General features: G+C 35.8%; 25 protein-coding genes. 8 read left to right on the top strand and 17 right to left on the bottom strand.

All coding sequences use genetic code 11. The features are described 5' to 3' along the window. Nucleotides 1-6 precede the first annotated feature (6 nt). Together OL225_RS06030 and OL225_RS06035 are read right to left on the bottom strand one after the other, a co-directional pair. Entirely contained in the window at nucleotides 7-753 is a 747-nt protein-coding gene (locus OL225_RS06030; RefSeq protein WP_264517633.1) for a YggS family pyridoxal phosphate-dependent enzyme, read from the bottom strand. Next, entirely contained in the window at nucleotides 750-1,469 is a 720-nt protein-coding gene (locus tag OL225_RS06035; RefSeq protein WP_264517634.1) for an AAA family ATPase, read from the bottom strand. Before OL225_RS06035 ends, OL225_RS06030 begins: the two co-directional genes overlap by 4 nt. 1,195 nt (nucleotides 1,470-2,664) lie before the next feature. Here OL225_RS06035 and OL225_RS06040 point away from each other — a divergent pair. Next, entirely contained in the window at nucleotides 2,665-3,000 is a 336-nt protein-coding gene (locus tag OL225_RS06040; protein ID WP_264517635.1) for a DMT family transporter, read from the top strand. On the opposite strand, the gene OL225_RS06045 is transcribed toward OL225_RS06040, so the two are convergent. The 3 genes from OL225_RS06045 to OL225_RS06055 form a co-directional block, all read right to left on the bottom strand. Next, on the bottom strand, nucleotides 2,997-3,653 hold the full coding sequence (locus OL225_RS06045) for a glycosyltransferase family 32 protein (protein ID WP_264517636.1): 657 nt from the start codon (nucleotides 3,651-3,653) through the stop codon (nucleotides 2,997-2,999). The two genes, OL225_RS06040 and OL225_RS06045, sit on opposite strands and share 4 nt — an antisense overlap. 274 nt (nucleotides 3,654-3,927) lie before the next feature. Next, nucleotides 3,928-4,899: a DUF6268 family outer membrane beta-barrel protein gene (locus OL225_RS06050; protein WP_264517637.1), complete on the bottom strand. Its 972-nt coding sequence runs from the start codon at nucleotides 4,897-4,899 to the stop codon at nucleotides 3,928-3,930. Nucleotides 4,900-4,906: 7 nt separating this feature from the next. Further along, a complete protein-coding gene (locus OL225_RS06055; protein ID WP_264517638.1) occupies nucleotides 4,907-5,335 on the bottom strand; it encodes a hypothetical protein in 429 nt (142 codons plus the stop codon). 192 nt (nucleotides 5,336-5,527) lie between these two features. Here OL225_RS06055 and OL225_RS06060 point away from each other — a divergent pair, with 192 nt between their 5' ends. Next, nucleotides 5,528-6,604: a sensor histidine kinase gene (locus tag OL225_RS06060; RefSeq protein WP_264517639.1), complete on the top strand. Its 1,077-nt coding sequence runs from the start codon at nucleotides 5,528-5,530 to the stop codon at nucleotides 6,602-6,604. Next, on the top strand, nucleotides 6,604-7,326 hold the full coding sequence (locus tag OL225_RS06065; RefSeq protein ID WP_255815755.1) for a LytR/AlgR family response regulator transcription factor: 723 nt from the start codon (nucleotides 6,604-6,606) through the stop codon (nucleotides 7,324-7,326). Before OL225_RS06060 ends, OL225_RS06065 begins: the two co-directional genes overlap by 1 nt. Nucleotides 7,327-7,497: 171 nt before the next feature. Here OL225_RS06065 and OL225_RS06070 read toward each other — a convergent pair whose 3' ends face one another. Beyond that, entirely contained in the window at nucleotides 7,498-8,127 is a 630-nt protein-coding gene (locus tag OL225_RS06070) for a class I SAM-dependent methyltransferase (RefSeq protein WP_047377564.1), read from the bottom strand. A 204-nt stretch (nucleotides 8,128-8,331) separates the two neighbouring features. Between OL225_RS06070 and OL225_RS06075 the strand changes: the two genes are divergently transcribed. Continuing rightward, nucleotides 8,332-9,687 carry a deoxyguanosinetriphosphate triphosphohydrolase gene (locus OL225_RS06075; RefSeq protein WP_047377679.1) on the top strand — a complete coding sequence of 452 codons (1,356 nt, stop codon included), beginning with the start codon at nucleotides 8,332-8,334 and terminating at the stop codon, nucleotides 9,685-9,687. Between the two features lie 7 nt (nucleotides 9,688-9,694). Here OL225_RS06075 and OL225_RS06080 read toward each other — a convergent pair whose 3' ends face one another. From OL225_RS06080 to OL225_RS06105, 6 genes are all read right to left on the bottom strand, one after another. Further along, complete coding sequence (locus OL225_RS06080; protein WP_264517640.1) at nucleotides 9,695-10,768, bottom strand: NAD(P)H-dependent flavin oxidoreductase; 1,074 nt, start codon at nucleotides 10,766-10,768, stop codon at nucleotides 9,695-9,697. Between the two features lie 30 nt (nucleotides 10,769-10,798). Beyond that, a complete protein-coding gene (locus OL225_RS06085; protein ID WP_264517641.1) occupies nucleotides 10,799-11,251 on the bottom strand; it encodes a nuclear transport factor 2 family protein in 453 nt (150 codons plus the stop codon). After that, complete coding sequence (locus OL225_RS06090) at nucleotides 11,248-11,982, bottom strand: SDR family NAD(P)-dependent oxidoreductase (protein WP_264517642.1); 735 nt, start codon at nucleotides 11,980-11,982, stop codon at nucleotides 11,248-11,250. Before OL225_RS06090 ends, OL225_RS06085 begins: the two co-directional genes overlap by 4 nt. 7 nt (nucleotides 11,983-11,989) lie before the next feature. After that, complete coding sequence (locus OL225_RS06095) at nucleotides 11,990-12,208, bottom strand: tautomerase family protein (RefSeq protein ID WP_047377560.1); 219 nt, start codon at nucleotides 12,206-12,208, stop codon at nucleotides 11,990-11,992. Between the two features lie 38 nt (nucleotides 12,209-12,246). Further along, a complete protein-coding gene (locus OL225_RS06100; protein WP_264517643.1) occupies nucleotides 12,247-12,780 on the bottom strand; it encodes a YceI family protein in 534 nt (177 codons plus the stop codon). A 106-nt stretch (nucleotides 12,781-12,886) separates the two neighbouring features. Further along, a complete protein-coding gene (locus OL225_RS06105; protein WP_047377558.1) occupies nucleotides 12,887-13,459 on the bottom strand; it encodes a Crp/Fnr family transcriptional regulator in 573 nt (190 codons plus the stop codon). A gap of 195 nt (nucleotides 13,460-13,654) precedes the next feature. Between OL225_RS06105 and OL225_RS06110 the strand changes: the two genes are divergently transcribed. Continuing rightward, nucleotides 13,655-14,593: an SPFH domain-containing protein gene (locus OL225_RS06110; RefSeq protein WP_047377557.1), complete on the top strand. Its 939-nt coding sequence runs from the start codon at nucleotides 13,655-13,657 to the stop codon at nucleotides 14,591-14,593. A 123-nt stretch (nucleotides 14,594-14,716) separates the two neighbouring features. Here OL225_RS06110 and OL225_RS06115 read toward each other — a convergent pair whose 3' ends face one another. Further along, entirely contained in the window at nucleotides 14,717-15,331 is a 615-nt protein-coding gene (locus OL225_RS06115) for a DUF4377 domain-containing protein (protein WP_264517644.1), read from the bottom strand. A gap of 160 nt (nucleotides 15,332-15,491) precedes the next feature. On the opposite strand from OL225_RS06115, the gene OL225_RS06120 reads away from it, so the two are divergent. The 3 genes from OL225_RS06120 to OL225_RS06130 all read left to right on the top strand — a co-directional run bounded on the left by OL225_RS06120 (nucleotide 15,492) and on the right by OL225_RS06130 (nucleotide 18,574). After that, nucleotides 15,492-17,501 carry a hypothetical protein gene (locus tag OL225_RS06120; RefSeq protein ID WP_407297739.1) on the top strand — a complete coding sequence of 670 codons (2,010 nt, stop codon included), beginning with the start codon at nucleotides 15,492-15,494 and terminating at the stop codon, nucleotides 17,499-17,501. A gap of 140 nt (nucleotides 17,502-17,641) precedes the next feature. After that, entirely contained in the window at nucleotides 17,642-18,100 is a 459-nt protein-coding gene (locus OL225_RS06125; RefSeq protein ID WP_264517646.1) for a lipocalin family protein, read from the top strand. 24 nt (nucleotides 18,101-18,124) lie between these two features. Then, entirely contained in the window at nucleotides 18,125-18,574 is a 450-nt protein-coding gene (locus tag OL225_RS06130; protein ID WP_264517647.1) for a hypothetical protein, read from the top strand. A 487-nt stretch (nucleotides 18,575-19,061) separates the two neighbouring features. Here OL225_RS06130 and OL225_RS06135 read toward each other — a convergent pair whose 3' ends face one another. From OL225_RS06135 to OL225_RS06150, 4 genes are all read right to left on the bottom strand, one after another. Further along, a complete protein-coding gene (locus tag OL225_RS06135; protein WP_264517648.1) occupies nucleotides 19,062-19,400 on the bottom strand; it encodes a DUF962 domain-containing protein in 339 nt (112 codons plus the stop codon). A gap of 151 nt (nucleotides 19,401-19,551) precedes the next feature. After that, nucleotides 19,552-21,234 (bottom strand): APC family permease, encoded by a 1,683-nt coding sequence (locus OL225_RS06140; RefSeq protein WP_047377552.1) that lies wholly within the window; start codon nucleotides 21,232-21,234, stop codon nucleotides 19,552-19,554. 104 nt (nucleotides 21,235-21,338) lie between these two features. Further along, nucleotides 21,339-23,591 carry a CocE/NonD family hydrolase gene (locus OL225_RS06145; RefSeq protein ID WP_264517649.1) on the bottom strand — a complete coding sequence of 751 codons (2,253 nt, stop codon included), beginning with the start codon at nucleotides 23,589-23,591 and terminating at the stop codon, nucleotides 21,339-21,341. Nucleotides 23,592-23,774: 183 nt separating this feature from the next. Further along, complete coding sequence (locus tag OL225_RS06150) at nucleotides 23,775-26,015, bottom strand: CocE/NonD family hydrolase (RefSeq protein WP_264517650.1); 2,241 nt, start codon at nucleotides 26,013-26,015, stop codon at nucleotides 23,775-23,777. Between the last annotated feature and the right edge of the window lie 31 nt (nucleotides 26,016-26,046).

Consider the following 26,046-nt stretch of genomic DNA (forward strand, 5'->3'; position numbering starts at 1 on the left):
ATAGTTTTAAGCTTGGTTATTTGTTTTTCCTTCATTCCAATAATAGCTGTCCGGGTAGATTCTGGCCCCAAAAACAGCAGTTCCCACCCGTACAATGGTAGCTCCTTCTTCAATGGCTGTTTCCAGATCTCCGCTCATGCCCATAGACAGTTCTTTCATCTCCACATTCGGAATGTTTTCACGGATGATATCCTGTTGAAGATTTTTAAGGATTTTAAAACATGCTCTTACTTTCTCGCTTTCAGCACTGAATAAACCGATGGTCATCAAACCCTTTATTTTCAAAGTAGAGTAGTGGGAGATCTTTCGGGTAAGTTCAATCGCTTCACTGGGATCAATTCCAAATTTGCTCTCTTCATTGGAGGTATTCACCTGGATTAAAACATCCATTGTTCTGTTTTCAGTTAAAAGTCTTTGGTGGAGTTTTTCGGCCAGTTCCAGACGATCCAGAGACTGAACGCAGGTAACATCATATTTCAGAATATCTTTGATTTTATTGGTCTGAAGGTGGCCAATAAAGTGGTTTTCATGAGGGGTATCCTTTAGCTCTTCATATTTCTCCTTCAGTTCCTGTACTTTATTTTCAGCAATTAAGGTCTGTCCATGTTCCAATGCGATTTTGATACGTTCTGCCGAAACAGTTTTTGTAGCCAGCAATAATTTAACTTCACCAGTAATCCTTCCGGATTTTGCACATGCATTTTCTATCCGGTCATTGATGACAGCAAGGTTGTGGAGGATATCGTCTTTCATGATGGAATGGTTTCTTTAGCTTCCAGTTTTTTTATTAAAGCCGCTTTCACAGCTGTTAAGGCATAATCTTTAGCTTCAGCAAAAGAAATAGCGTACTTTCTTTCAATGGTTCTCATCTCTTCCGGAAACTGATCCAGCAGCTGATCGTAGAATGTATCCAGAATCTCAGCAGAAGGCATCTCATAATTAATCTTTAGCTGGAAACGTCTTAAAAGAGCAGTGTCAATAATCTCAGGATGATTGGTAGCGCAGATTAAAAGAGAATTTTCAGGGTAATAGTCAATCAATTGAATCAAGGTATTCACCAGCCTTCTCATTTCGCCTACATCTTTATCATCACTTCCCCGTGCTTTTCCAATCTGATCCAGTTCATCCAGAAAAAGAACAGATCTTTCTCTGGCGGCTTTATCAAAAATCATTTTAATATTCTGTGAAGTTTCTCCGATGCGGGATGATACAATATTACTAAGATTTAAAATAATAATATTTTTTCCCAGGGCATTGGCAATGGCCTTTGCTGTCATTGTTTTTCCGCATCCCGAACTTCCCTGAAGCAAAACCTTATTATTAACCGGAAGACCGTACTCCTGCAGCTCTTTAATATAATTGTGTTCCTTGATAAGCTGTACCAGATGCTCCTTGTTGTTTTTATCGAGAAATACTTCATTAAGGTTGACTTGTTCCTTATCCTGGATAATAAGATTGTACAGATTCATGATGACGATTAAAAGGATTATTGAATAAACAAAGATAAAGCTTTATTGAATGTCAAAAAAAATCCTGAATAATAATAAACATCTGGTCCAGCGTAAAATGAATAATGAATTATAAATGATACATTATGAATGTACATCTGTAAAACAAAAAATATCCCCAGGCATCTGTGAAAATCTGCGAAATATGTGGGAAATAAACCTTTTGCGTTTTTACAGAACGCTCCCAATAAAAAAGAAAAGCCGGACTTGCGACCGGCTTTTCTCATTTGGATATTAAAATTTGTTATGAAACTAAGATCTTTTTGTTTATGTTTTTGGGCCCTTTTACCCGATGGTAAAAGAGCAATCCGATCTCTCAGACTAAAAACATAAAACAATATAATTAGTATAGATTTTCTATAGGCTTGTTTTATTTAGAATTAGTTTCTTTCTCTTCTTACTGTCATGAAATATGAAGTGATTACTACTAAACCTGTTACGATACCGATATAAGTTACCATTTTGTATTATTTTTAATTATTTGACTTTTTTTTATCAATCTTTCAATTGCAATATTACTACTTTCAAATCACGTGCCAAAGTAAAAGTTCATGATGTATATCAGTGTATTACGACGGTTTGTGTTCATTTATTGGTGAATTTTTGTTTACATTAAATTAATGCATTATTGAAAATTTATTAATACTTTTATTGTTCTCTCTGTAAAATTATGTGAAAACGTTAACCGTTTCCTGACTTCTATATTGGAGTTGATAAAACAAACAATAAATAATGCTTGGCATAATATTGTTTTAAACCGCTTTTTTTGAATGTAAATTTTTCACGTGAAAAGGATTTTAATGTTAAGAAAATTTATTTTTCGTCTCGTTTTTCATTCGGAATTTTTGTCAGCTGTCACTTTTGATGACAAAAAGAAATATTGTTTTTTGTGCCAGATCAGAACAATAAGTTTGCATAATGGCATACTTTTTAAAGCTTTTGAAATGTTGAATGTAGCTAAAAATAAAGCACTTAAGATGAATTAAGTGCCTGTAAGAAGTATAATCGTATGATTGATGATTTAAAAAACTTAGAATTTCCACAACTAGCAAAGACAGAGAAATATCTCTTTTCTTTGGATAAACAGAGCATTTCACCACTATTCTTTTTTGGAATTACCTGAGTGCTTTGTTACTTTTGTATAAAGAATAAACTTATGGGACGCAGTTATATTTTTCTTGCTTTGGCTATTGTATTTGAGATCATCGCTACAAGTTTTCTGAAAAAATCTGAGGAATTCTCCAAACTATGGCCCTCCGTAGTGACAGTCATAGGATATGCCTGTGCTTTTTATTTTCTAAGTCTTACCCTTCGTCAGATTCCTGTAGGGATTACCTATGCCATCTGGTCCGGAGTGGGAATTGTCTTTATAACAATGATTGGGGTTATCGCCTTCAAGCAGATTCCTGATCTTCCGGCTATTATTGGTATTGCTCTGATTGTAATCGGGGTGGTTATTATTAATGTATTTTCAAAAATGGGAACGCATTAAAAAATAATCTCCTGATGCTTTTGCATCTGTTTCCAATGTTTAGATCTTGTTTTGTATAAGAAAAACTTTCCCAGTTTATATTTGAACTTTAAATATCCGCGGAACTCAATACCGTCAAATAATGTAAAGGGAATTGTCGGATTTTCTTCTAATGCCTGTCTGATTCCATTACTGAATACGGTAGGCCCTGTAGTAGAATGTATATCATGTGGATAGCGGTGGCTGTTTATATTATCCATCATCAATTCCAGTGTTTTCTCTAGAAAAGGATGATTTTTATTGAAAATAAGAGCCCATTGAACATACAGATTTTCATGTCTTTCTACACTGATTACAGCTTCATCATTATCTTTAATCAACTTTCTGAATGGCTTGATAATACTGCTGTCGATATCCAGATAAACACCTCCTTTCTTATATAAAACAGCATATCTGAAAAAATCTGCTTTTGAAGCACCAATCCTCAGCTTGCGATAAGTCTCAATATATTGGGGCGGGAATTCTTCTTCGAGAAAATTTTCTATATCCTGATCATCATAAAAGTAATACGTATATTCCGGATTCTTTCTTTTCATATTCCAGATATGATAACGCGTAATCAGAGGAAGTTTTTTAGTTATAAAAGTCTGAAATATTTGTTTGGGTACTGCCATATTCTTTAGTATATTCTTATTAAAATCCTGAGATCATTTTTCATCAACTATGTGCATACACTATAAGATTTTTCATGAAGGATAGAAATACAATCCCTGAATGTGAAACAGCTTATGTTTAGCTGAAGTTTTGATTGTATTTTGTGAAAATGGTTAAATGCTGAAGAGTGAAAATTTTAATTTTTTTTTAATCTTCTGGTCTGGGAATATTGATAATAAGTTCAGATATTGTAAAAATTAAAACTGAACAAGGCTGAGAATGACTTTGTTGATTTTATTTTGATCTTCGTCTCTCAAAAGGATTATAAGAAATTCCGGCATTGAAATAGAATGAAGGTTTATAAGTTCCTTTCCATATATAATCATTAAAAGACTCCTGCTTATTAAAAGCTCTGGAATTAATATTGGCTCTAAGCCCTGTTTTAAAAGTTCCTATGAAATTTCCTCCAAGATTATGCTCATAGATCACCCCTGAATTGATAGCAACCTGCCGGAATTCATACGTATTATTATTTCTGTAGGTGTAAAAAGAAGTGTTATCCATTTCTGTCCCCAATGAAACTCTTCCGTTTGAGGAAATATCTTTTCTTACCAGTACTTTTTTCGGAAGCAGAACATCCAATACCCATCCGTTATTGAATCTGTTTTCATAAGTGAAGATAGGAAGTACAGGTATTTGGGTACTCGGGTCAATAATACCGGCCAGTCCAAGAGTCATTTTTATTTTTGGAGTTGCTTTTAAAATCAATGAAGCAGTTACCAGTCCTCTGATTCGTTCAAAATGCTGATCACTTCCGTCCGTTGAAATACTGGCTGAGTAGATGGCTGTCTTTTTGAGCAGTTTTGAAAAATAAGTAAGATTGATGGCCTCCGAATGGTAGTGGAAATTTTCGTCAGTTTCAATTCCCGGGATAACAGGGTTTTCATTTCTGATCGAAGTGTAGCGGTAGCTTAAGGCAGTACTCAAGAGCCAGCTCCTGTTCTTGATAAAATAAATATTGGCATCAGCTTTTACCTGTTGAAAGCTTTTTACCTTATTATCCGGCATATCCTTTCCCTGAAGCTGCGAAGAGAAAGAGGATGGAGAAACCAGAGTATATTCAAGATTGAAGTTTCGTGCCTGTGGAATTTTATCAGCAAAAAAAGCACGAACTTTTAAAGGAATACTATCCTTTTTCTGGGCATATGTAATGTTTTTAAAAGGGAGTATTGCCAGTGGGACAAGTACTCTTCTCAATGTTTTCATGGGTTGTTTATTTTAAAGGTTGAATTACAGATTGGAAAAAATTAAATGTAAAAATTCTGTCATAGAAGATATCCAGACTGTTTTCAATAATTGCATCAGTGTAGCCGGCCGTATCCGGTACAAATGTTTCCTCTACAAAAACAAACCAGAGTTCTGAAAGCCCGTATCTTCTTCTGAACTTTTCAGAAGCATTGCTGTCAGGAACAGTAGAATGCTTGAGATCACAGAATAGGATTCCCTTTTTATTTCCATTATGTTCCACAATATTAATAGGATGATGGAGGTAGCTGAGAATTTTCATTTTTGGGTCAAAACATTCTACAAAATGGTGCAAATCAATGAGCTGTATTACTTTTTCTTCCTGTTGAGATTCTGTCATAAAAAAACATTCCAATGATATTTCCTGAGTTAGTTCGTGAAAAGCTGTTAATTCCATATGTGTTCATTTTACGGTACAAAGGAATAGAGAAAAGGAGAGCGTAAATTTGTTTTTATACAAAATGGCCGGTATTTTATACCAAATCCAGGAACATTATAATTGGTATAATAAAATGCAGGTTTTGTATAATAAAATAGTTGTAATTTCCGTTATTGTCTATTTTTGTTAATGATAAAATGAACCTGTCCTATGAAATACAGTCCGTGGAAATTTGAAGAAACCTTTGTGATGGATTTTTTGGTGGAAGCGAAGTATGGGTTCCGGAGACATCTGCTGTTTCTGATCTTCTTTTTCTTTTTGCTGTACAGTGCAAGATTCTGGCATTGGTATTCAGGAATATATCAATACTATGTTTTGTTTTTTGTGTATACTATTCTGATCGCCATGGTTTACATTAATATATATGTATTGGTTCCACGGTTTTTCTTTAAAACAAAATACGTGACTTATCTTGTTTTGCTTGTTCTGATGGGAGTTGTAGGGCTTAATTTTATTGGGTACAGTTTCAGATATCTGTTTGAGGATTTCAGAACACAATATATTCCGAAAGATAATGAAAGAGGAGGAATCTATGAAGGCGTTCTGATGTGTATTCCGATTATTCTGACAACGACAACCATAAAGCTTCTGCAGAAATGGATTAATGATAATAAAAGAATCAATGAACTTAGCAATCTTACTCTGAGTATGGAGCTGAATGAGCTCAGAAACCAGATTAATCCCCATTTTCTGTTTAATATGCTGAATAATGTAAAAGCACTTATAAGAACAGATCCGGCAAAAGCTTCGGTAGTGATTGTAAAACTTTCCGAGTTTCTAAGATATCAGCTGTATGAAAACAGTGAGGAAAAGACATTACTGACCTCAGAAATTGATTTCCTGTCCAACTTTTTAAACCTTGAAAAAATAAGGCGTGATAATTTTTCTTTTGATATTCAAACCGATGTTGATAAAAGAATGACCAGCAGCACATTTATTCCTCCGAATTTGTTTACTACTTTCGTTGAAAATGCTGTGAAACACAGTGTAGATATCAGTGGAGAAGAATCTTATGTGAAAATAGAAATTAATATTGAAAACAGACAGCTTTATTTCAGATGTGTGAACTCAATAAGTGGCAATTATGTAGTTTCAGACAATAAAAACAGTGGACTTGGGCTCGTCAATATTACCAGAAGACTGGAACTTCTCTATGGTGATACTTTTGACCTGAAGATAGAATCCGGTGAAAAAGAATATATTGTAAATTTAAAAATTCCTGTGTGATGAATTGTATTATCGTTGATGATGAACCCTTGGCAAGATCCGAAATGAGGTCACTGATTGCTGAAATTTCCAGTATTGATATCCTTGGCGAATTTTCCAATGCTCCGTCTGCACTCGAGTTTCTTAAAGATAATGATGTAGATCTTATTTTTCTTGATATAGAAATGCCTATGGTAACAGGTCTTGAGTTCGCAGAAATGCTTCCGAAAAAATCCCTGATTATCTTTACAACAGCCTATTCTCAATATGCACTGAAGAGCTATGAACTGGAAGCTGTTGATTATCTTCTGAAACCTGTTGATCCCCAAAGACTGGAAAAAGCAATTGATAAAGCCATACTTTACACTGAACTTTTATCCAAGGACACAGTAAAAAATACCGTAGAATCTAATACCGCAGACTTTTTATTCATCAAAGCAGAACGAAGATTCTATAAAATCAGTTTTTCAGACATTAAGTTTATAGAAGGACTTAAAGACTATGTAGTCATTCATACAAAGCAGCAAAAGCTTATCACTGCAATGAATTTAAAAACCATTCATCAGAAAATTTCCGGTGAAACCTTCATCAGAGTGAGCAAATCCTACGTGGTGAATATGAACTATATAGACTCATTTGATAATCATAATATATACATCGAAGACTCTGAAATCCCTCTTGGAGAAGTATACAGATCAGAATTTTTCACAAAATTTGCCGGAGGGCTCCTGAACTCAGATTAGAATATAAGTAATAGGTAATGAGCAATGAGTAATAATAATCAGGCTAAAAAATATACATCATCATCTGTGAAAATCCGTATAATCTGCAGTAGAAAAAGAAAATAACCATGGGCTAAAGCCGTCTAATGAAAACAATCTCCACTTCAACAGCTCTAGCCAAAAAAAATAAAATTATACCAGCTTTTGTCCTACAAAGCGGATTACTGAACCCGTCCCGTTATGAAACAGTCCCTCATTGAGCTCTATTTCTGTTTCTTCTAATTCAATACTATCATAATCAGGGAAATCAGCTTTAATTTCTTCAATGGAGAATAGAGATTCAATATCTTTCGGGCCGCCTACTTTTTCGTTCCTTGCTATATATTCAAGATGATTTTTACTGAAAGCTTCAAAAATAATAAAACCGCCTTTACGCAGATATTGATTCAACATTTGATGTATGGATGATTTAATGGCACCCGGAAAATGAGCATAGATAAGAGCAATAGCATCAAACTGATCTGTCTGATAATTTAAAGTTGAAAGTTCTCCAACCTGATAATCAATCGTGGTTCCTTGTTGCTCCGCTAGCTGTAAAGCCTTATTTCTGCCGTTCGCACTGATATCAAAAGCTGAAACCTGCCATCCCTTTGTAGCCGCGAAAATGGCATTTCGGCCTTCACCTTCTGCAGGAAAAAGTATTTTGCCTGGTTGTAATTTACTAAGCTGTTCTCTCAGATAATTGTTGGGCTCTGTTCCATAGGCAAACTCTTCGCTGTTATACCTTTCGTCCCATCTGTTGAGCCATGTGTTGTCCGTCATTGTAAAAAGAATTTAAAATTTACATGAAGAAGAATCATAAGTATTCTTCAATTGTATTAGTCGTATCAAATGTAGAATATTTCCTCAAGCTTTCCGATCCCTAAAAAACGTTTACTATAATAGATTTTTTGAATGACAGATCTGTTTAATAAAAATCTAAATACTATTCCGTACAATTAAAATTTGGAGTAATTTTGAAAAATGATGAATTTAAACCAGATTTTCACCAATCAACGTACAGGAAATAATCCACAGACTATAGCTTCGCGAACTGATTTTCAAAGGGATTTCGACAGAATTATCTTCTCTTCTGCCTTCAGAAGACTGCAGAATAAAACGCAGGTTTTTCCTCTTCCCGGAAGTGTTTTTGTACACAACAGGCTTACGCATTCTCTGGAAGTATCATCTGTAGGAAGAAGTTTAGGAAGTATTATCGGTGAATTTATTGCTGAAGATTTTAAAAACGAACTTACTGAAGATTCAAAGAATTTTTATCTCTATAATCTAGGAAATGTAATTGCAGCCGCATGTTTATGTCATGATGTGGGAAACCCTGCTTTCGGACATTCCGGGGAAGATGCTATTGCAAGTTATTTTGAAAGAAATGAAAAAGACCTGAAATCAAAGTTCAATGAAAAGGAGTGGGCGGATCTGGTAAATTTTGAAGGAAATGCCAATGCCATCAGGGTGCTGGCTCAGCAGCAGCAAGGGAAAGATGCAGGAGGTGTTCAGCTTACATTTTCTACACTGGCAAGTATTGCAAAATATCCGTGTGAAGCGGTTGCAAAGAAAAAAGGAATCATTCACAGGAAGAAGTTTGGGTTTTTCCAAAATGAAAAAGATATATTCCTGGAAATTGCCAAAGGAACCCAGCTTATTTCTGAAAGTGAAGAACCTCATATTTTCAAAAGACATCCGTTTGTATGGCTGGTAGAAGCGGCTGATGACATCTGCTACAATATCATTGATATGGAAGATGCTCACAGACTGGGAATTGTTTCAACAGCAGACTGTAAAAATTTATTTTTTGAACTGGTAAAATCTGAAACAAATGATGTTAAGAGAATTGAAACAAAGTTAAGCTCTATCTCCAATGAGAACGAACAGATTTCTTACTTAAGAGCGAAAGTAATCAATGCATTAATCAATAAATCGATTGAGATGTACAAACATAATTTTGTGACAATTCTCGAAGGAAATCTTGGTAATGGTTTACTTGATATCTATAAAAAAGAAAATAAAGCACTGCAGGATATTGAAAGTTTCTCGGTAGAAAAAATTTACAATCACAAAGCAGTTGTTGAAATTGAAAATGCGGGGTATAATGTAATGTATGAATTGCTGGATCATTTTATTCCTTCCATTCTGAAACCGGAAGACAATAGAAAGTCTTATGATGAAAAAGCTTTGAAATTAATTCCAAAGCAATTTATTTACAATGACGGAACCGATTATCAGAAAGTTCTTGGGGTCATTGATTTCGTTTCAGGGATGACAGATAATTACGCTACCGATTTATATAGAAAAATTAAAGGAATAGACATCGGAATGACTGTGTAAATTCTATTTATTGTAATAATTCAGAAGCCTCTTCTATTAATGACTGCATTAAAGTGGAGGCTTTTTTATGCTTCAAAAGTGGGGCGATCTGACCAGACCAGAAAAAAACCAGATCATTCTTTTGTTGTTCCAAAGCAGCCTTTCTCAACGCACCCATAAAATGTGTCTGTAACGGAAATGGTAGTGTTTTATCAGTTGCTGTCAATACATCTCTTGCAATTGTTGTGGTAATTCCGCGTCCTAATCTTCCGGTATACGCTCTGGTTAAAGTGGTGGATTTTGCTGCATCTGAAAATAAAAACTCTTTATGAATGGGCAGTGCTCCGGATTCTTCAGTAGCCAGAAAAGCCGTTCCGATTTGTACCGCATCAGCTCCCAATGTGAAAGCACTGGCAATTCCACGGCCATTAGCAATTCCTCCGGCTGCAATAACCGGAATTTTTACACGATCCTTTATCAGTTGAATTAAAGCAAAAGTTCCCGTTGTAGAAAGTTCAGCCTGATCCAGAAACGAAGGTCTGTGGCCGCCACTTTCAAACCCGGAAGCTACAATAGCATCAACGCCCGTTTTTTCCAGAGCAATTGCCTCATCCAGCGTTGTTGCATTTCCTAACACTACCGTTCCCTGACGATGAAGATCTTCGATGAGGTTTTCACTAAGCAGCCCAAACATAAAGCTGAAAACTTTAGGCTTAATATCAAAAATAACATTCAGCTGATTCTGGAATCTCGATTCAAAAGAAGGTGGAAGTGCAGGAATATCCGTTTGCAGAAGATCAAAATAAGGTCTGAAGATTTCAACAGCTTTTTGATATTGTTCTTTTGTATGTTCTTCGCTAGTGATATCGTGATCATTTACCCAGAGATTAAGATTATAAGGTTTGTCTGTTTTCGACTGTATTTCTCTGTGAATATCATATATTTCCTGCGGTGAGAGGTTATAGGCTCCGAAACCTCCCAATCCGCCAAAATTGCTCACTGTTGTTGTGAGTTCAACGGTGGAAAGACCTCCGCCAAAAGGACCTTGCAGAATGGGATATTCAATTCCTAATAATTCCGTAATTCTATTTTTATTCCACATGATTGTATCGGTTTAAATTAAAAATTTGAATTAAGGGTGTACGTTGGTCAATGTCTTGTTTATAATCATCCATTTCCCGTCTATATGATTGAAAGTTATGAAATTATAATAATTAAAATCATACATTCTTACGTTTAATTTTGCCACAGCAATCGAATTAATGAAGTCAATTGATACAATTTCAGCTTTAAATCCCTTTCCGGATTTCTCCGGACTTATACGGTTTCCAACTCCTTCAATATATTGTTCTGCAGTTTTGAAGTAGGGAACTCCATCTACATCTCCAAAGACTAAAGCTCCTTTATAAAATGCTTTTGTAAGAAGTTCAGTATTCCCTTCATAAATCCCTTTGAAATAATAATTTTCAATGATATTTCTTATTTCAGTTTCAGTTGCTGGCTTGGTGTTCATATTCTTTGCTTTTTGTGCATGACCACTCAACGGAAAGCTGAGCAGCCATGCAATGATTAATAATAGTTTCATGATAAATGATGTCCGGCTCCCATTCCTCCGTCTACATTGATGATAGCTCCGGAAATTAATTTGTTTTTAGCAATCGCATGAATCATCTGAGCAACTTCTTCCGGCTCTCCAATACGATTGATGAGGTGCATTCCGGCATTATTATCAAGACCAGCACCATGCATCGGAGTTCTGATTAAACCCGGAGCAACCGTATTGACCCTGATATTCTCTTTTCCAAACTCTGCAGCCAGCTGCAAAGTCAGGGCATGAATAGCTCCTTTACTCGAAATAGGCGCTGTAGAAGGAGATTCCGCAATCGAATGGTATACTAACGGCGTTCCTATATTGATAACTACTCCGTCTTTTTGCTTAATCATTTGAGGAATCACAGCCTGCGTGGTGAAGAATGTTCCTTTCAGATTCGTTGTTAAAAAACGGTCCAGATAGTCTTCAGTAACTTCCAGGAAAGGTTTGTTCTCATAAATTCCTGCATTGTTGACAAGTACATCGATTGATCCAAATCTTTCAAGTGCTGTTTTTACCAAAGCTTCTCCTGTTGATTTCTCTGATACATTTCCGGCAGCCATCGCCAGATTTTCTCCGGCTCCCAATTCATGATATACTTCTTCTAGTTTGGATGCTGTTTGTGAATTGATGATTACATTATCACCTCTATCTAAGAAATAACGGGCAGTTTCCAATCCTATTCCTGAAGATGCACCTGTTATAATTACGGTTTGTTTTCTCATTTCTGATTTATTTTTTTTCTGTTGAAAATCCTTGTTCTTTTAACACTGAAACCTGTTCTCCGGCATATCCCCAGTTATCATCTTCAATTTCGTTGATGACAATATGGGTCAAATGAGGATCCTTATTCAAAACTGAAGTTACAGCCTCGCTTATTTTTCTGATTAATTGTTGTTTTGTTTCGCGGTTAAGATCTTCGCGAAGCACATCTACTTTGATGAATGGCATGATGGTAAATTTTAAAAATTATTGATAGTTGAATTACATTAGTAAGCCTCTGCAACAAGATGAATGTTTAAGTCGAAATTGTTGTAGATCAAGGTGTCACCAAGATTGGTGAAGAAATTGGAAGATCTGAATTTGATGTTGAATTTTGTCCTGTCAATTACAATTTTAGTATCTAAAACAGCTGTATTATCCGTTTTTACGATCTGTAGACTCGTATCAATAGGATGTGTGATGCCTTTTATCGTAAGATCTCCTTTCACATAATAAAGATTCTCATCACTCGGTTCTGTATGAGTGATCTCGAAATAAGCTTCGGGAAACTGTTCAGAATTAAAGAAATCATCAGAAGCCAGATGATTCGCAAACTGAGCATTGGTTTCAGCATCCTCGATGTCAAGGATTTTGATGGAACGGGTATCAATGATAAATTTTCCAGAGATGGATTTTTCGTCTTTGAACGTAAAGTTTCCTTCTTTTACATCGATTGTTCCATTGTGAGCGCCGGTTACTTTTCTTCCGATCCAGTCAATGGTACTGTTTTCTTTATTGACTTTAAAATTTTTTGTGTCCATTTTTATTGGTTTAAATATTGACACAAAGTTCAGCCGGTTGAAAGAGAAAATTACGTGATGTACCTCACAAAATAGAGAAGGAAGTCAATAGTTTTAAATAGGCTGATTATTGATGGAGTCTGCTCAGAGTTTCTCTGGTCACTCCAAGATAAGAAGCAATAAGGTGTTTAGGAACCAAATTGTACAGTTGAGGATACATGGCTAAAAGTTCCTCATATCGGAATTTAGCATCATTATTCATGAAAGAAAGCAGGCGTTTCTGTGCCGCGACATATCCTTTGTTGGTTCTCCATCTGAAAAAATGTTCAACCTCATGAATTTCACTGCAGATTTTTTCCCTGTCTTCGTTGGAAATAGAAAGGATTTTGGCATTTGTGATGCAGTCTACATTGATGGTTGCCCTGGTTTTACTGTAAAGTGCATCAAAATCTGTCACCCACCAGGTAGGCATAGCAAACTGAAGAATAAACATTTTCATGCTGTCATTAAGATAAAATGCTTTCAGGCAGCCTTCCAGAACGAAATATTCATGATTTACGAAATCGCCTTCAGAAATAAGGCTTTGCCCTTTTTTTAAAGTAATCAGATTAAAATGTTCAAAAACATAGTCAAGTTGTTCTTCAGTAAGAGAAGTGAATTTAGAGATGTGATCCTTTAATATTTCTTTGGAATTGACCATGATATGCAATGAATATTCAAAAGTAAGTTTTTTCAGGATAATTTTAATTTAAAAATAATCAATAATTTCTGCATTTGATTCCCAGAGGATTATATTGTAAGGCATCTATTTATTTTTCTTATATTTAAGCAACACAGGTAGAAATGTTTTTAACAAAACAGGATTTATAACGACATATTAAAAAAATTAAAAACTATGGGAATATATTTAGCACCCGTTATTTTCTTTGGGCTTATTATTTTGTTCGCTTCATTCTTTGTAGTTAAGCAGGAAACAGCAGCTATTATCGAACGCTTTGGAAAATTTCAGGGAGTAAAACATTCAGGGCTCCATCTTAAATTGCCAATTATAGATCAGATTGCTAAAAGACTGAATCTGAGAATTCAACAGCTAGATGTGATGATTGATACCAAAACTTTGGACAACGTTTTCATCAAAATGAAAATTTCCGTTCAGTATCAGGTGATCAGAAATCAGGTAGGAGATGCATACTATCGCCTGGAAAATCCTGAAAATCAAATTACGTCTTTTGTATTCGACGTGGTACGTGCTGAGGTTCCTAAATTGAAGCTGGATGATGTTTTTGTAAGAAAAGATGATATTGCTGTGGCAGTAAAGAGTGAGCTTCAGGAAGCTATGAACAGTTATGGATATGATATTATCAAAGCTTTGGTAACGGATATTGATCCGGATGAACAGGTAAAACATGCCATGAACAGGATTAATGCTGCTGAAAGAGAAAAAACAGCTGCAGAATATGAATCCGAAGCACAAAGAATCAGAATTGTAGCTGTTGCAAAAGCAGAAGCAGAATCTAAGAAGCTTCAGGGGCAGGGGATTGCCGACCAAAGAAGAGAAATTGCAAAAGGACTTGAAGAATCCGTAAGAATGCTGAATAATGTGGATATCAATTCACATGAAGCATCAGCGCTTATTGTAGTAACGCAGCATTATGATACCCTGCATTCTGTGGGAGCAAGCAACAGAAGTAATCTTGTACTTCTTCCCAATTCGCCTACAGCGGCCAGTGGAATGCTGAATGATCTTGTAGTAGCTATGACAACTGCAAACACAGTAGGAGAGGCTACAAAAGGAAAATATCCTGAGCCTCCTCAAAAAGAAACTGGATTTTAAGATAAAAAAGGAATATTTAAGAATGAATGATTGGCTGACTTTCTCCGAATGTCCAAAATAACTTCTGACTTCGTTCTTCCAACTTAAATAAAAAAGCTCCTGAAAATTTCAGGAGCTTTTTTATTATTTTTTCGTTTTAGAAACCTGTTCTATCAGTGTATATTTAATTGAAGAAGCATCTGCCGGCGGATTCGCGATTTTTTCAGTTTTTACTTTTAAAACATATTCGTAACCCGGTTCATAGGTGAAACCTTCGATGTTGCTGTAGAAATTGGTCCAGCTTTCAGAAGCATTTTCTTTTACCTGCATGCATTTCATACGGCCAGCTCCAGCAGAACAGTCTACCGTTTGTGGTCCTACGATAAGTGTTTTTTCATTGGCTGCCATTTCTGTTTTTTTCGTTTTAGAAACCTGCTTTACCAAAGTATATTTTATGGAAGATCCATCAGCTGGCGGATTGGGAATTTTTTCTGTTTTTACTTTTAAAACATATTCATACCCTGGTTCATAGGTAAATCCTTCGATATTGCTGTAGAAATTAGTCCAGTTTCCGGAAGTGCTTTCTTTTACCTGCAGACATTTCATAGGAGCTACACCTGTACAGTCTGCTGTTTGCGGCCCTACGATAAAGGTTGCTTCATCACCTGCGGATGCATTGGCTGTGGTTGTACACTGTGTCATTGCGAATAATGCTAATGCGGGAGCTGCCCCTTTTAGAATTGTTGCTATACTTTTCATAAACTTGATTTTCCCCATACCTCGCAATTACCATGCCGAACCTGGCTTTCCGCAATTTGTAGTATTTCTGCTATTGCTTTTTATTTTTTTAATCATTTAATTTGAAGTTCTTAAACACTAACCACAAAACATAATTCTTACAATAAATATGGATAATCAAATGCAAGTTGAAAATTACAGGATTCAAAAACCTGAAATGTGGGCAGGAAATATTGGGGATGAGGAAATAATAAACCGAATCAAAGACTCCGAATTTGCTAAAAGACAAATCGATGAAGGCCGTGACTACTGCTACTTTTTAGACAAAAAATATTATACCAGCAATACGGAAAACAGTGAATATGTCTGTATGGCTTATACGCTGAATGAGCCGGGAAATCTGGAGAGAGCCTCTGTGTCTGACGTTATTGTGGAGGAAAATGAAGTCTATCAGATTCACAGGATCAGTGTTTTGAGAGACGGGGTGCTGATAGATAAAATTCCGGATACAAATATTAAAGTTCTTGACAGTGAAAACCAGAGCAGCGGAGGGGTTTTAAGCAGTAATAAAAAGATCAACATTACGATTAAAGACCTCAGGCTGTATGATGTACTGATTTTAGAAGATTCAAGAATTAAAGAATTTACAGACCGGGATTTCCTAAGAAAGGAATTCTCAAAATATGTATGGGTAAGTCCGGATAATTACTGGGCTTATGGCAGTTTTAAATTTACGTTCATCAATGAGCGTGAGCAGACAATTGCCTATAAAAAGACATTTTTCAGAGATGAGCAGGGTAATGTTCTTGAGCCACAAGTAAATCATTTGAAAAAAGGGGAGCGGTTTGTAATCGAAGAACAGAATTATATTAATCCTGTAGATTCCGGACGAGAGATTTTCCCTTATGTGGATTTTGCTACTGAAAACAGCTGGAAAGATCTTTCCAACTATATTGTGCCTATTTATGATGAGATTTTCAATACCTCTTCCTTACAGGATTTTGCGCCGAACCTGATAGAAAAGCTGGATGCTATTACTGATCAAGATGAAAAGCTTCAGTTTGCCATAGAATATGTTCAGAATCATATCTACTATATCTTCAATGCTGATGAAATGAATGGGCATAAGCCACAGGCACCGTCTGTAACCTATGAAAATAAGCAGGGAGATTGTAAGGCGAAATCAGTTTTGTTAAAAGTGATCCTAGATTATATTGGTGTGGATGCTTCCGTTGTACTGGTGAATTTCAACACAGATTATTATATCAAATATTACCTTCCGTCATTGTTAAGTTTCAATCATGTTGTGGTAAAAGTGAATTATAAAGGTCAGGAGTATTTTATTGATGCTACGATTCGTGATGAATTCGGATTGATAGAGAACAGAGGATTCATGTACTTTATGCATTATCTGGAAGTGAAAAAAGATCAGGAACTGCAGGTAAGAAAGTCCTATAAATTTCCTTATTTCTGCATTGATGAAAAAGTAGATTTCAATGTACAGGGGAATGTCGGAAAGTTTACTCTGTCCACAACTTACAAAGGAAGCAGAGCCAATGCAATGAGAAGGTATTTTAAAAGTACCAACAAAAGAGAAATCATAGACAGCTGGAACAGTTTCCTTTTCTATGCACTTAATTATTCCGGTGACAGAAACGGTACAGATGTACGAAATGTATTCAAAGATGCTGCTATTGATGTGGTAAGCGATGATAAAAAGCTGAATGAAGTTAGGATTCAATATTCTGCTGTTGTAGAGAATCCTTATTTTGTAGATCCACAGAAAAACCGTTTTCTGATGTACTTTGACCGAAATGTAATAAAGGCAGGTGCACGGGATTTTATGCATAAAGATTTACCGTTCTGGCATAACTTCGACAGTGAGAAATATGAGATCAACCTGCATACAGATCATAAAATTGATACTGAAGAAAAATATACAGTTCAGGAAAGTACCATTACCAATCCGTATTTTGACTATAAAAGCCGTAAAAAAATAAGTAAGAATGGGGCAAGTGTATTTATTGAATACAATCCTCTCATCAATATTGAAATTCCGCAAAGTGAATTTGAACAGTTCAGAACAGATCATCATACCATTGCTGACAGCAATTTCGGGCTGGGAATTGATATTATTGAACCAGGTCTGATGAACAGGCTTAAGTTCAGTTTTAAGAAAAAATTCAAATAATAGCGGAGTTTAAATTCAAGGTTCAAAGTTTAAAGCTTAAGATTTGAAGTTTCGGCGGGCGGCGAAGCCGCCCGCCGAAACTCTTTATTAAATATTGTATATTCGTTCAAAATCATATAAAAAAACACACAAATTTATTTATGCAGAAGGTATTTTCTCTTGCTTTTATTATGGCAGTTTTTTCTTGTATTAATGCTCAGAAATTAAATAAAGAAAACGTTACAGGGTTCTGGAAACTGAAAGAAGCCGGGTTTTATGAAAATAAAAAGAAAGTGGTAAAAGAATTTGATAACTGCCGTCTGATGAGAAATTATGCTATCAGGGAAGATGGATATGCCATTTATAATTATGTAGAAGGGAAAACAGGCGACTGCAGTCCATCTGAGCCAAGACTTTCTTTCTGGAGAATCGTAGAAAACAGAATCCAGTTTTATGTGGATGACCAGAATATTCTCGAAGAAGTGGAAGTGACCCTGAATAAAGATAATACGATGACTTTTTCAAGTTATATTCCTAATCCGGTTAAAGTAAATGGAGATCCTCTTGCTGAAAAGATGGTCAATACTATCCACTACGATATCCTTGAAAAAAAATACTAAGGGCTAATATTAAACTTCTGAAGTATGAATTATGTAACAATTATCTATCTCCTTAATATTGTGCTGTATGCCATATATTTCTTTGGGAGAACCGGTAGCGAAACAGATCTCTCTGGTGTAGACTTTTTTGTTTCAGTAACTCTATCTCTTCTTCTGATATTTGCTGGATATTTGAATGCAAAAAAAGGAATGATCTACAGAACGGTTCTGTGGATATTTTTTGTGAATGTATTTTTATTCGTTTGTTCCGGTTTGTTTGATCGGTTTGGGAGTGATTTCAATATCCTTTCTACAAACAATAGCGACAGTTTTCTTTTTACATTGGCATTCATTGTTTATAATGGTTATCTTTTTCCTCTAACAGTTATTCTTGAAGGTTCTGGGTTTTCATTGCTATTCCCGGTGGTATTGGCTTTTATTCTGCCTTCATTGGGTTATCTGATTGGGAAGAAGCTTCATCCAAATATCCGCTAAATTATAGTCATTGCGAACCGAAGGTGAAGCAATCTCAATAGAGAAGTGAGGATTGGAAAACGCAAAGGCGCTAAAGATTTTACAAACTTTACGTTTTTTAAGGCGCAAAGATTTTATCTTCGATAAAATTGTACTTCTCTAAAAATGACATGGACATTTCACCAGCATTTTTGTCATTCTGAGCAAAGCAAGGAATCTAAACTTTAATATCCTCTACAGCTCTTGAAAACTAGGCCGATATTATTAAAGAAAATCTGCGAAATCTCCACAATCTGCGAGAAAAATAATACTATATCACTTGCTGAAAATCTCATATTGAGCAAAGTCGAAATGTTTTTGCACCTTAAAATATACACAAAGTATCAAACTCTTTGCACCTTTGCGATTATCCAACAAAAAAATGACAAATTCATTTAGAGAACGCAAAAGTATAAGTATGATTACAAGAATGCTTTTTTGAGCAAAAAAATAGAGAAAAGTTCTGAGGCTATTCCTGCTTCTGAGGCTGATTATTGGAGGTGAAGAATTTCTGTTTACCAATCAGCAGTTCAAAAAACAGTCTGAAATCCGAAATCAGAGACCATAACGGATATTTAAAAGTGGCCGGATTATTTTTTTCAATCACAGCATGACTGAACCAGGCAAATCCGTACCCTACAATGGGGATGTACCATAGAAACCTTTCCTTTCCGGAACTGATAACATACACTATAACGGAAAGAACAAGGAGTGTTCCTATAAAATGAAAAATCTTGGTTCCTGTTTTACTGTGCTCTGTAAGGTAAAACTGATAAAACTCTCTGTACGTTTTAATTCTTTCAACCATTTGTGTTTGATTTATTGATTTGATAAAATTAATGCAATAATCACGCCGATTTACTAATATTTAAAACAAAAAAAAGCAGAATCACAAATTAGTCTATTCAAACGATCGACCTTTTTGCCATTCTGCCTTTTTACAGTTTGCTAATTATTCTTTAGCTATTCTTTAATTCTTTTCCAAGTTTACTGTTTTTGTAACCGTAGCAGAAATAAATAACCATACCGATAAGAAACCACATTCCGAACCAGAACCAGTTTTCATGACTCATTCCTGTAAGAAGATACAGACATGAACTTAACCCAACCAGTGGAATTAATGATAAATTCCTGATAAAAGCGACTACACATAAGATCAGATTGATGATAATAAAGAAGAAAATAGAAGCTCTGAATTCTCCTTCGTTAGGATCTGACCAGTTCATCAGATTATCAAAAAACTCAGGCTGCCATTTGTAGAAAACCAACAAGCTGCCAATGAAAACAACAGGGAAAATGATTTTACCATTCACATAAGGAAGGTGAAATCTACCTTTAATCTTTTCTTTAGCAGGAAGCATAAGTACTCCTGCACATACCAATACAAATGCGAAAATAGTCCCAATACTGGTAAAATCCAGGATAAATGTCTTATCCGTAAACAGAATAGGAATACCTACTACAATTCCGGTAACCACAGTTGCATAGGATGGCGTTTTATATTTAGGATGTACCTTCTGAAACCTTGCAGGCATCAATCCATCACGGCTCATTGCATACCAGATTCTCGGCTGTCCCATCTGGAAAACCAATAATACTGTAGTGATAGCAACGATCGCAACGAAGGAAACCACAAGTTCCATCCAGGCTACATTAGCATTCGTTTTTTCAAAGATGAATGAAAGCGGATCTCCAACACCATCGAATTTTTTATAATCTACCATTCCTGTTAAAACTAATGTTAAGGCAATATAGATTACCGTACACAATACAAGAGAGATGATCATTCCTTTTGGTAAGGTTTTTTGAGGATCTTTAGTCTCTTCAGAAAGTACACTTAAGGCATCAAACCCAATGTATGCAAAGAATACTCCGGATACAGCACTCATTACTCCTGCAAAGCCATTTGGCATGAAAGAAGGAGTACCTGTTGTAGGGCTCACCGGCGTCCAGTTATCAATACTGACATAGGATACTCCAACAAGGATTACTAATACAATCACTCCCAGTTTTAAGATAACCAGAGAGTTGTTAAAGTTTTTACTTTCCTTTACTCCTACATAACAAAGCCATGTAATTAAACCGTTGATAACCAATGCGGGAATATCCACAATGAATTTTAAACTCCCGATTAATGGAGCTGTTTTCCATGCGTTTAATAATTCTTTATTTTCTGAACCATATTGCACTGCTTTTCTGGCTTCTGTATAGCTGCAGGTAAGATAATCAGGGATATGCATTCCGAGGCGTCCTAAGAAACTCGTGAAATAATCTGACCAGGAAAAAGCTACGTAAATATTTCCAAAAGAATATTCCATAATTAGCGCCCAGCCGATTACCCATGCAATTAATTCTCCAAAGCTGGCATAGGCATAGGTGTAGGCAGAACCTGCGGTAGGAATTCTGCTGGCAAATTCAGCATAGCATAAAGCAGTAAACCCACAGGCAAAACCGCAAATCAAATATAGAAGGATTACACCGGGACCACCTCTGAAAACGGCTTCTCCCAAACTGCTGAAACTCCCAGCTCCGATAATCGCCGCAATACCAAAAAATACGATGTCCCACACACCTAAGACTCTTAAAAGCCCCGTTGAAGTATCTGTATCTGAATAGATTTTTCTTCTAAAAAGTTGACTCATTCAATAACTATATTTGATTTGAAAAAAAGCAAATGTAATGATTTTTTATTTTGATGTTAACAGTTGTTAAAAACATTTGGGTGAAAATGCTCAAACAAAATGCTTTACTCTTTATAAACAGGGATTTCCACATAGCTGTCGTTATACCATTTTACTTCCAGAGGTTCCCCGGCATCTTTTAAGGTTTCATCACTTACATTTTTTCCTGTCCCATAATTGACCTGCCAGTTTTTATTTTTATTAACCCCTACCAATAATACCAGTTTGCTTCCCTTTTCTATTTTTTTGCTCATAAATAAAGAGTTCTTGATCGGGATCTGCTCTTTTTTGCCTGGCTTAAGAAGATGACGTTTGGAATTGTCTTTTGCATAGCTGGCCCTTGTAAGATGTGTTGATAGTAAAAACGTCTTACCATCCGGTTGTACCTGGTATAATGAAGTACTAGGATCAAAATCTTTCTTATTAATGGAAACGTTGAATACTCCGGATAAATTTCCGCTTAGTATAATATCTCTGTCCAGAGTTTCACTTTCAAAATAAACGGAATTGGTTACATATACACTGTCCTGTTTGCTTACTTTATGATAAAGATACTTTGGATTTCTGTCTTTAAAGTCAATGGTTTGTTGGGTAAATTGCTCAGTTTTGGGTTTCTCAAAAACTAAAGCACCGTTTTTACGATCCTGAAGATAAAATTTAAGAGTAGACGAGTGCATTTTATCAAGACTCGGAACATGTTTCCATGTGTTGCTGCTCATAATCTGGAAATTAACTTTGTCTTTTAGAAGTTCCGGTTTTTTTCCATCTTTCAGAATATAATCGAACCATGAAAAAGCAAGTTCATCAATGCTTATTCTGGCTGCAGGATCTATGAGGGTACTCCCGGTACCATAGACATAATTGTACCCATAGCTTTGAGCTCCTGCGTGGTCATAAGGCCCTATTACTAAATAATGGTTAGGGTTTTTGTTGTATTGGTGATGTTGTTTATAATAATACATTGCTCCAATCTGGTCTGCATCATAATACCCGGTAGTCGTTAAAACCGGAATGTTTATTTTGGCAAAATCCTTTTTATAGGGAACCATTTTCTGCCAGTATTTGTCATAACCGGGATGATCAAGCCATCTTTGGAAAATTTTATTAGGCTTTCCGCTGAGGGAATCCAGAGCTCTGAATGACCTGCCACTTTTATACCATGCTGTATTGATAGAATCCCATTTTGGATAATTGGTGAAGGTTGCTTCGTCCGTCAGTTTATTATTGGTCACATAGCGGATCCACTGCATCATATAGCTCATGAACACATTGTTTTGAGCAGGATAATCTATCCCGATTCCTACTGATACCTGAGGTACAATGGTCTTTAATGCCGGGTGCAGTTTTTTGACAGCTGCCCATTGACTGAATCCTAAGTAGCTTCCACCGATCATTCCTACCTTACCATTGCTCCACGGTTGTTTGCTTACCCAGTCTATCACTTCATAAAGGTCCTGTGCTTCATCTTCAAATGGATTATTGGGGTCATTACTGTCTCTTTTTCCACGGGTGTTAACTACAGCTCCTACATAATTGTAGACAGCTGCTCTTTTCCCCATTCCTGCATCTACAAGCTCTCCGGCATAAATATTATTGGTAAGAATAACGGGCAGGGGAGATGCGTTTTCTTTTTTTCGTACAATAGTAATCGTAAGTTTTGTTCCGTTTTTTAAGGTAAGGTTCTTGGTTTCAATGATGAATTTTTCCTGCTCTTTTACTTTGAACAGCTGCATAACCTGAGGCTTGATGCTGGAATAAGTCTTATAATTGACATAATTTTTACATAAAGCCAGCGCGGAAGCATAATCTATAGTGTCCTTACCTTTTTGCTTGTCAAGTGCTATTTTCAGAGACTTTTTATATTCCCTTACATCACCATCTAGAATGGTTCCTATCTTGGCCGTCAGTGGATCTGAGAAACTTTCATATTTTGTTGTAAATGCTGTTTGAAGGGCATTGGAAAAAGAAGTTTTTTTATCTTTTTCCATCAGTTTGGCCATGCCGTAGATTTCATAAGCAAGAGATTTGTTCCCTGCCATATTGTGATCTGCGTATTCTTTACGATAATCATTTAAGCTTGTAATAGAACTTTTGTAGTCTTTTGCGGCGAGCTGTAAACGAAACAGGTTGTCTAAAAATGTGACGGTAGATTTCGGCTTGTTTTTAGGAGACTGATGTTCAGTAATCACCTTTAGAGCGAGTTCCGGGATTTGTTTTTCCAGAATTACAGAATCTGTTGTTGCTGTTTTCGGAAAGTAAAATTTCTGAGCCTGCACTAGATTGACAAAAACTAATGCTAAGAGTATTTTAAATTTCATTAATGATGTGTTTTGAGCTGATAATGAAAAAGTATCACATCAGAATGTGTTGTTGATCATTCATCACTCGGTTGGTTATTTTTTTTAGCCGACTAATTTAAGCATTTTTATCATTAAAGAATGAATGCTTTCATTGATATTTTATCGTGTAAAGTCTGCTGAAAATTGTTTAAACAAAAGGTTTTACTCTTTATAAACAGGGATTTCCACATAGCTGTCATTATACCATTTTATCTGAAGAGGCTCACCGGAATCTTTTATCGTTTCATCACTTACATCTTTACCGGAACCATAATTGATCTGCCAGTTAGGATTTTTATTGACACCTACCAATAACAGAAGTTTGCTTCCCTTCTCTATTTTTTTGCTTATAAAATAGGAATTGTTAATCGGAATCTGTTCCATTGTATTGGGTTCAAGAAGCTGTCGTTTCTCATTGTTCTTCGCATAGCTGGCTCTCACGATATGAGTGGATAATAATGAAGACTTCCCATCAGGTTGAATCTGGTACAGATAAGTATCCGTATCAAAGTCTTTTTTATTGATGGAGACATTGAAGAATCCTGAAAGATTTCCACTGATGATCATATCCTTATCCAATACTTCACTTTCAAAAGCAACAGAATTGGTCATTTTTATGCTGTCTTTTTTGCTGACTTTATAGTAAATGTCTTTCTGATCTCTGTTTTTAAAATCAACAATCTGAGTTGTGAAGCTTTTAGTCTCAGGCTTATTAAATACCGAAGAAGTGTTTTTCTTGTCCTGAAGGTAAAATTTCAGGGTAGAAGTATGCATTTTGTCAAGATCAGAAACATGTTTCCATGTATTAGTATTCATCACCTGAAAATTAATTCTGTCTTTTAAAATTTCCGGTTTTTTACCTCCTTTGAGAATATAATCAAACCATGAAAAAGCAAGGTCGTCAATGCTTATTCTTGCTGCCGGATCAATGGGATTGCCGTTCACATAAGTAAAACCGAAACTCTGCGCTCCTCCATGATTATAGGGACCTATTACCAGATAATGATTTGCATTTTTATTGTACAGATGATGTTGTTTAAAATAATACAGCGCACCTATCTGATCATCATCATAATATCCGGTTGTCGTCAGAATTGGAATATTAATTTTAGAAAAGTCCTCTTTGTAAGGAACCATTTTCTGCCAGTATTGATCATATCCCGGATGATCCAGCCATCGTTGGAATATCTTGCTTGGCTTTCCGCTTATCGTATCTAAAGATCTGAATGCTTTTCCGCTTTTGTACCATTTTGTATAAATAGAATCCCATTTTACAGCATTACCAAAATCAGCTTCATCTGTAAATTTATTATTGGTCACATATTGTATCCACTGCAGCATGTAGCTCATGAAGATATTATTCTGAGCAGGATAATCAATTCCGATGCCTACTGCAACCTGAGGAACGATGGTCTTTAATGCCGGATGCAGTTTTTTTACTGCCGCCCACTGGCTGAAACCCAAATAGCTTCCACCGATCATTCCCACTTTTCCGTTACACCAGGGCTGTTTGCTTATCCAGTCTATTACTTCATAGATGTCTTCAGATTCATGCTCAAAAGGATTGTTTACATTATTACTGTTTCTTTTACCGCGGGTATTGACTACGGCTCCTACATAATCATACGTGGCAGCTCTCTTTCCAAAGAATTCATCAAATGAACCTGCGTAAATGTTATTGGTAAGAATAACCGGAAGAGGAGTAGTGTTCCCCTTTTTTCTGACAATGGTAATTGTTAAAGTATTTCCATTTTTTATCTTAAGATCTTTGGTTTCGATAATGAATCTTTCCTTGTCTTTTGATGTCAGCAGTTGCATCACCTGAGGTTTTATACCGGAATAGGTTTTATAACTTAAATAGCTTTTGCATAGAGCAAGTGCTGTTCTGTAATCAATACTGTCTTTGTCTTTTTGTTTTTCCAGTACTTTTTTTAGCTGCTTTCTGGATTCTTTTACGTCCCCGTCAAGAGCAAGCCTAAGTCTGGGAATCAATTTTTCAGGAAGACTTTCGTATTTTTGATTAAACACTTTCTGAAGTGCATTGGAAAATGAAGTGTTGCTTTCTTTTTGTGCCAGTTTAGCCAAACTGTAGAGTTCAAATCCGATATACCTATAGTCTCCCATATTATGATCGGCAAACAGACTACGGTTTTCTGAAAGAGAAACCAGTGAATTTTTATAATCCTGGGCAGCCATCTGCAAACGGAAAAGATTGTCCATGAGGTCAACGGTGTTTTCCGGTTTATACTTTGCAGATTGAAGATGAGGAATCACTTGCTGTGCAAGTCCCGGTATCTGTTTTTCCAATATAACAGAGTCAGTTACAGCTGTCTTTGGAAAGTAAAATTTTTGTGCCTGCAGGAGGTTTACAAAAATTAATGCTAAAAGAATCTTAAATTTCATGAGATGGTGTGTTTATGGTATGTTTTTAGCT

It is taken from the genome of Chryseobacterium viscerum (genome assembly GCF_025949665.1).
GTDB lineage: Bacteria > Bacteroidota > Bacteroidia > Flavobacteriales > Weeksellaceae > Chryseobacterium > Chryseobacterium viscerum_A.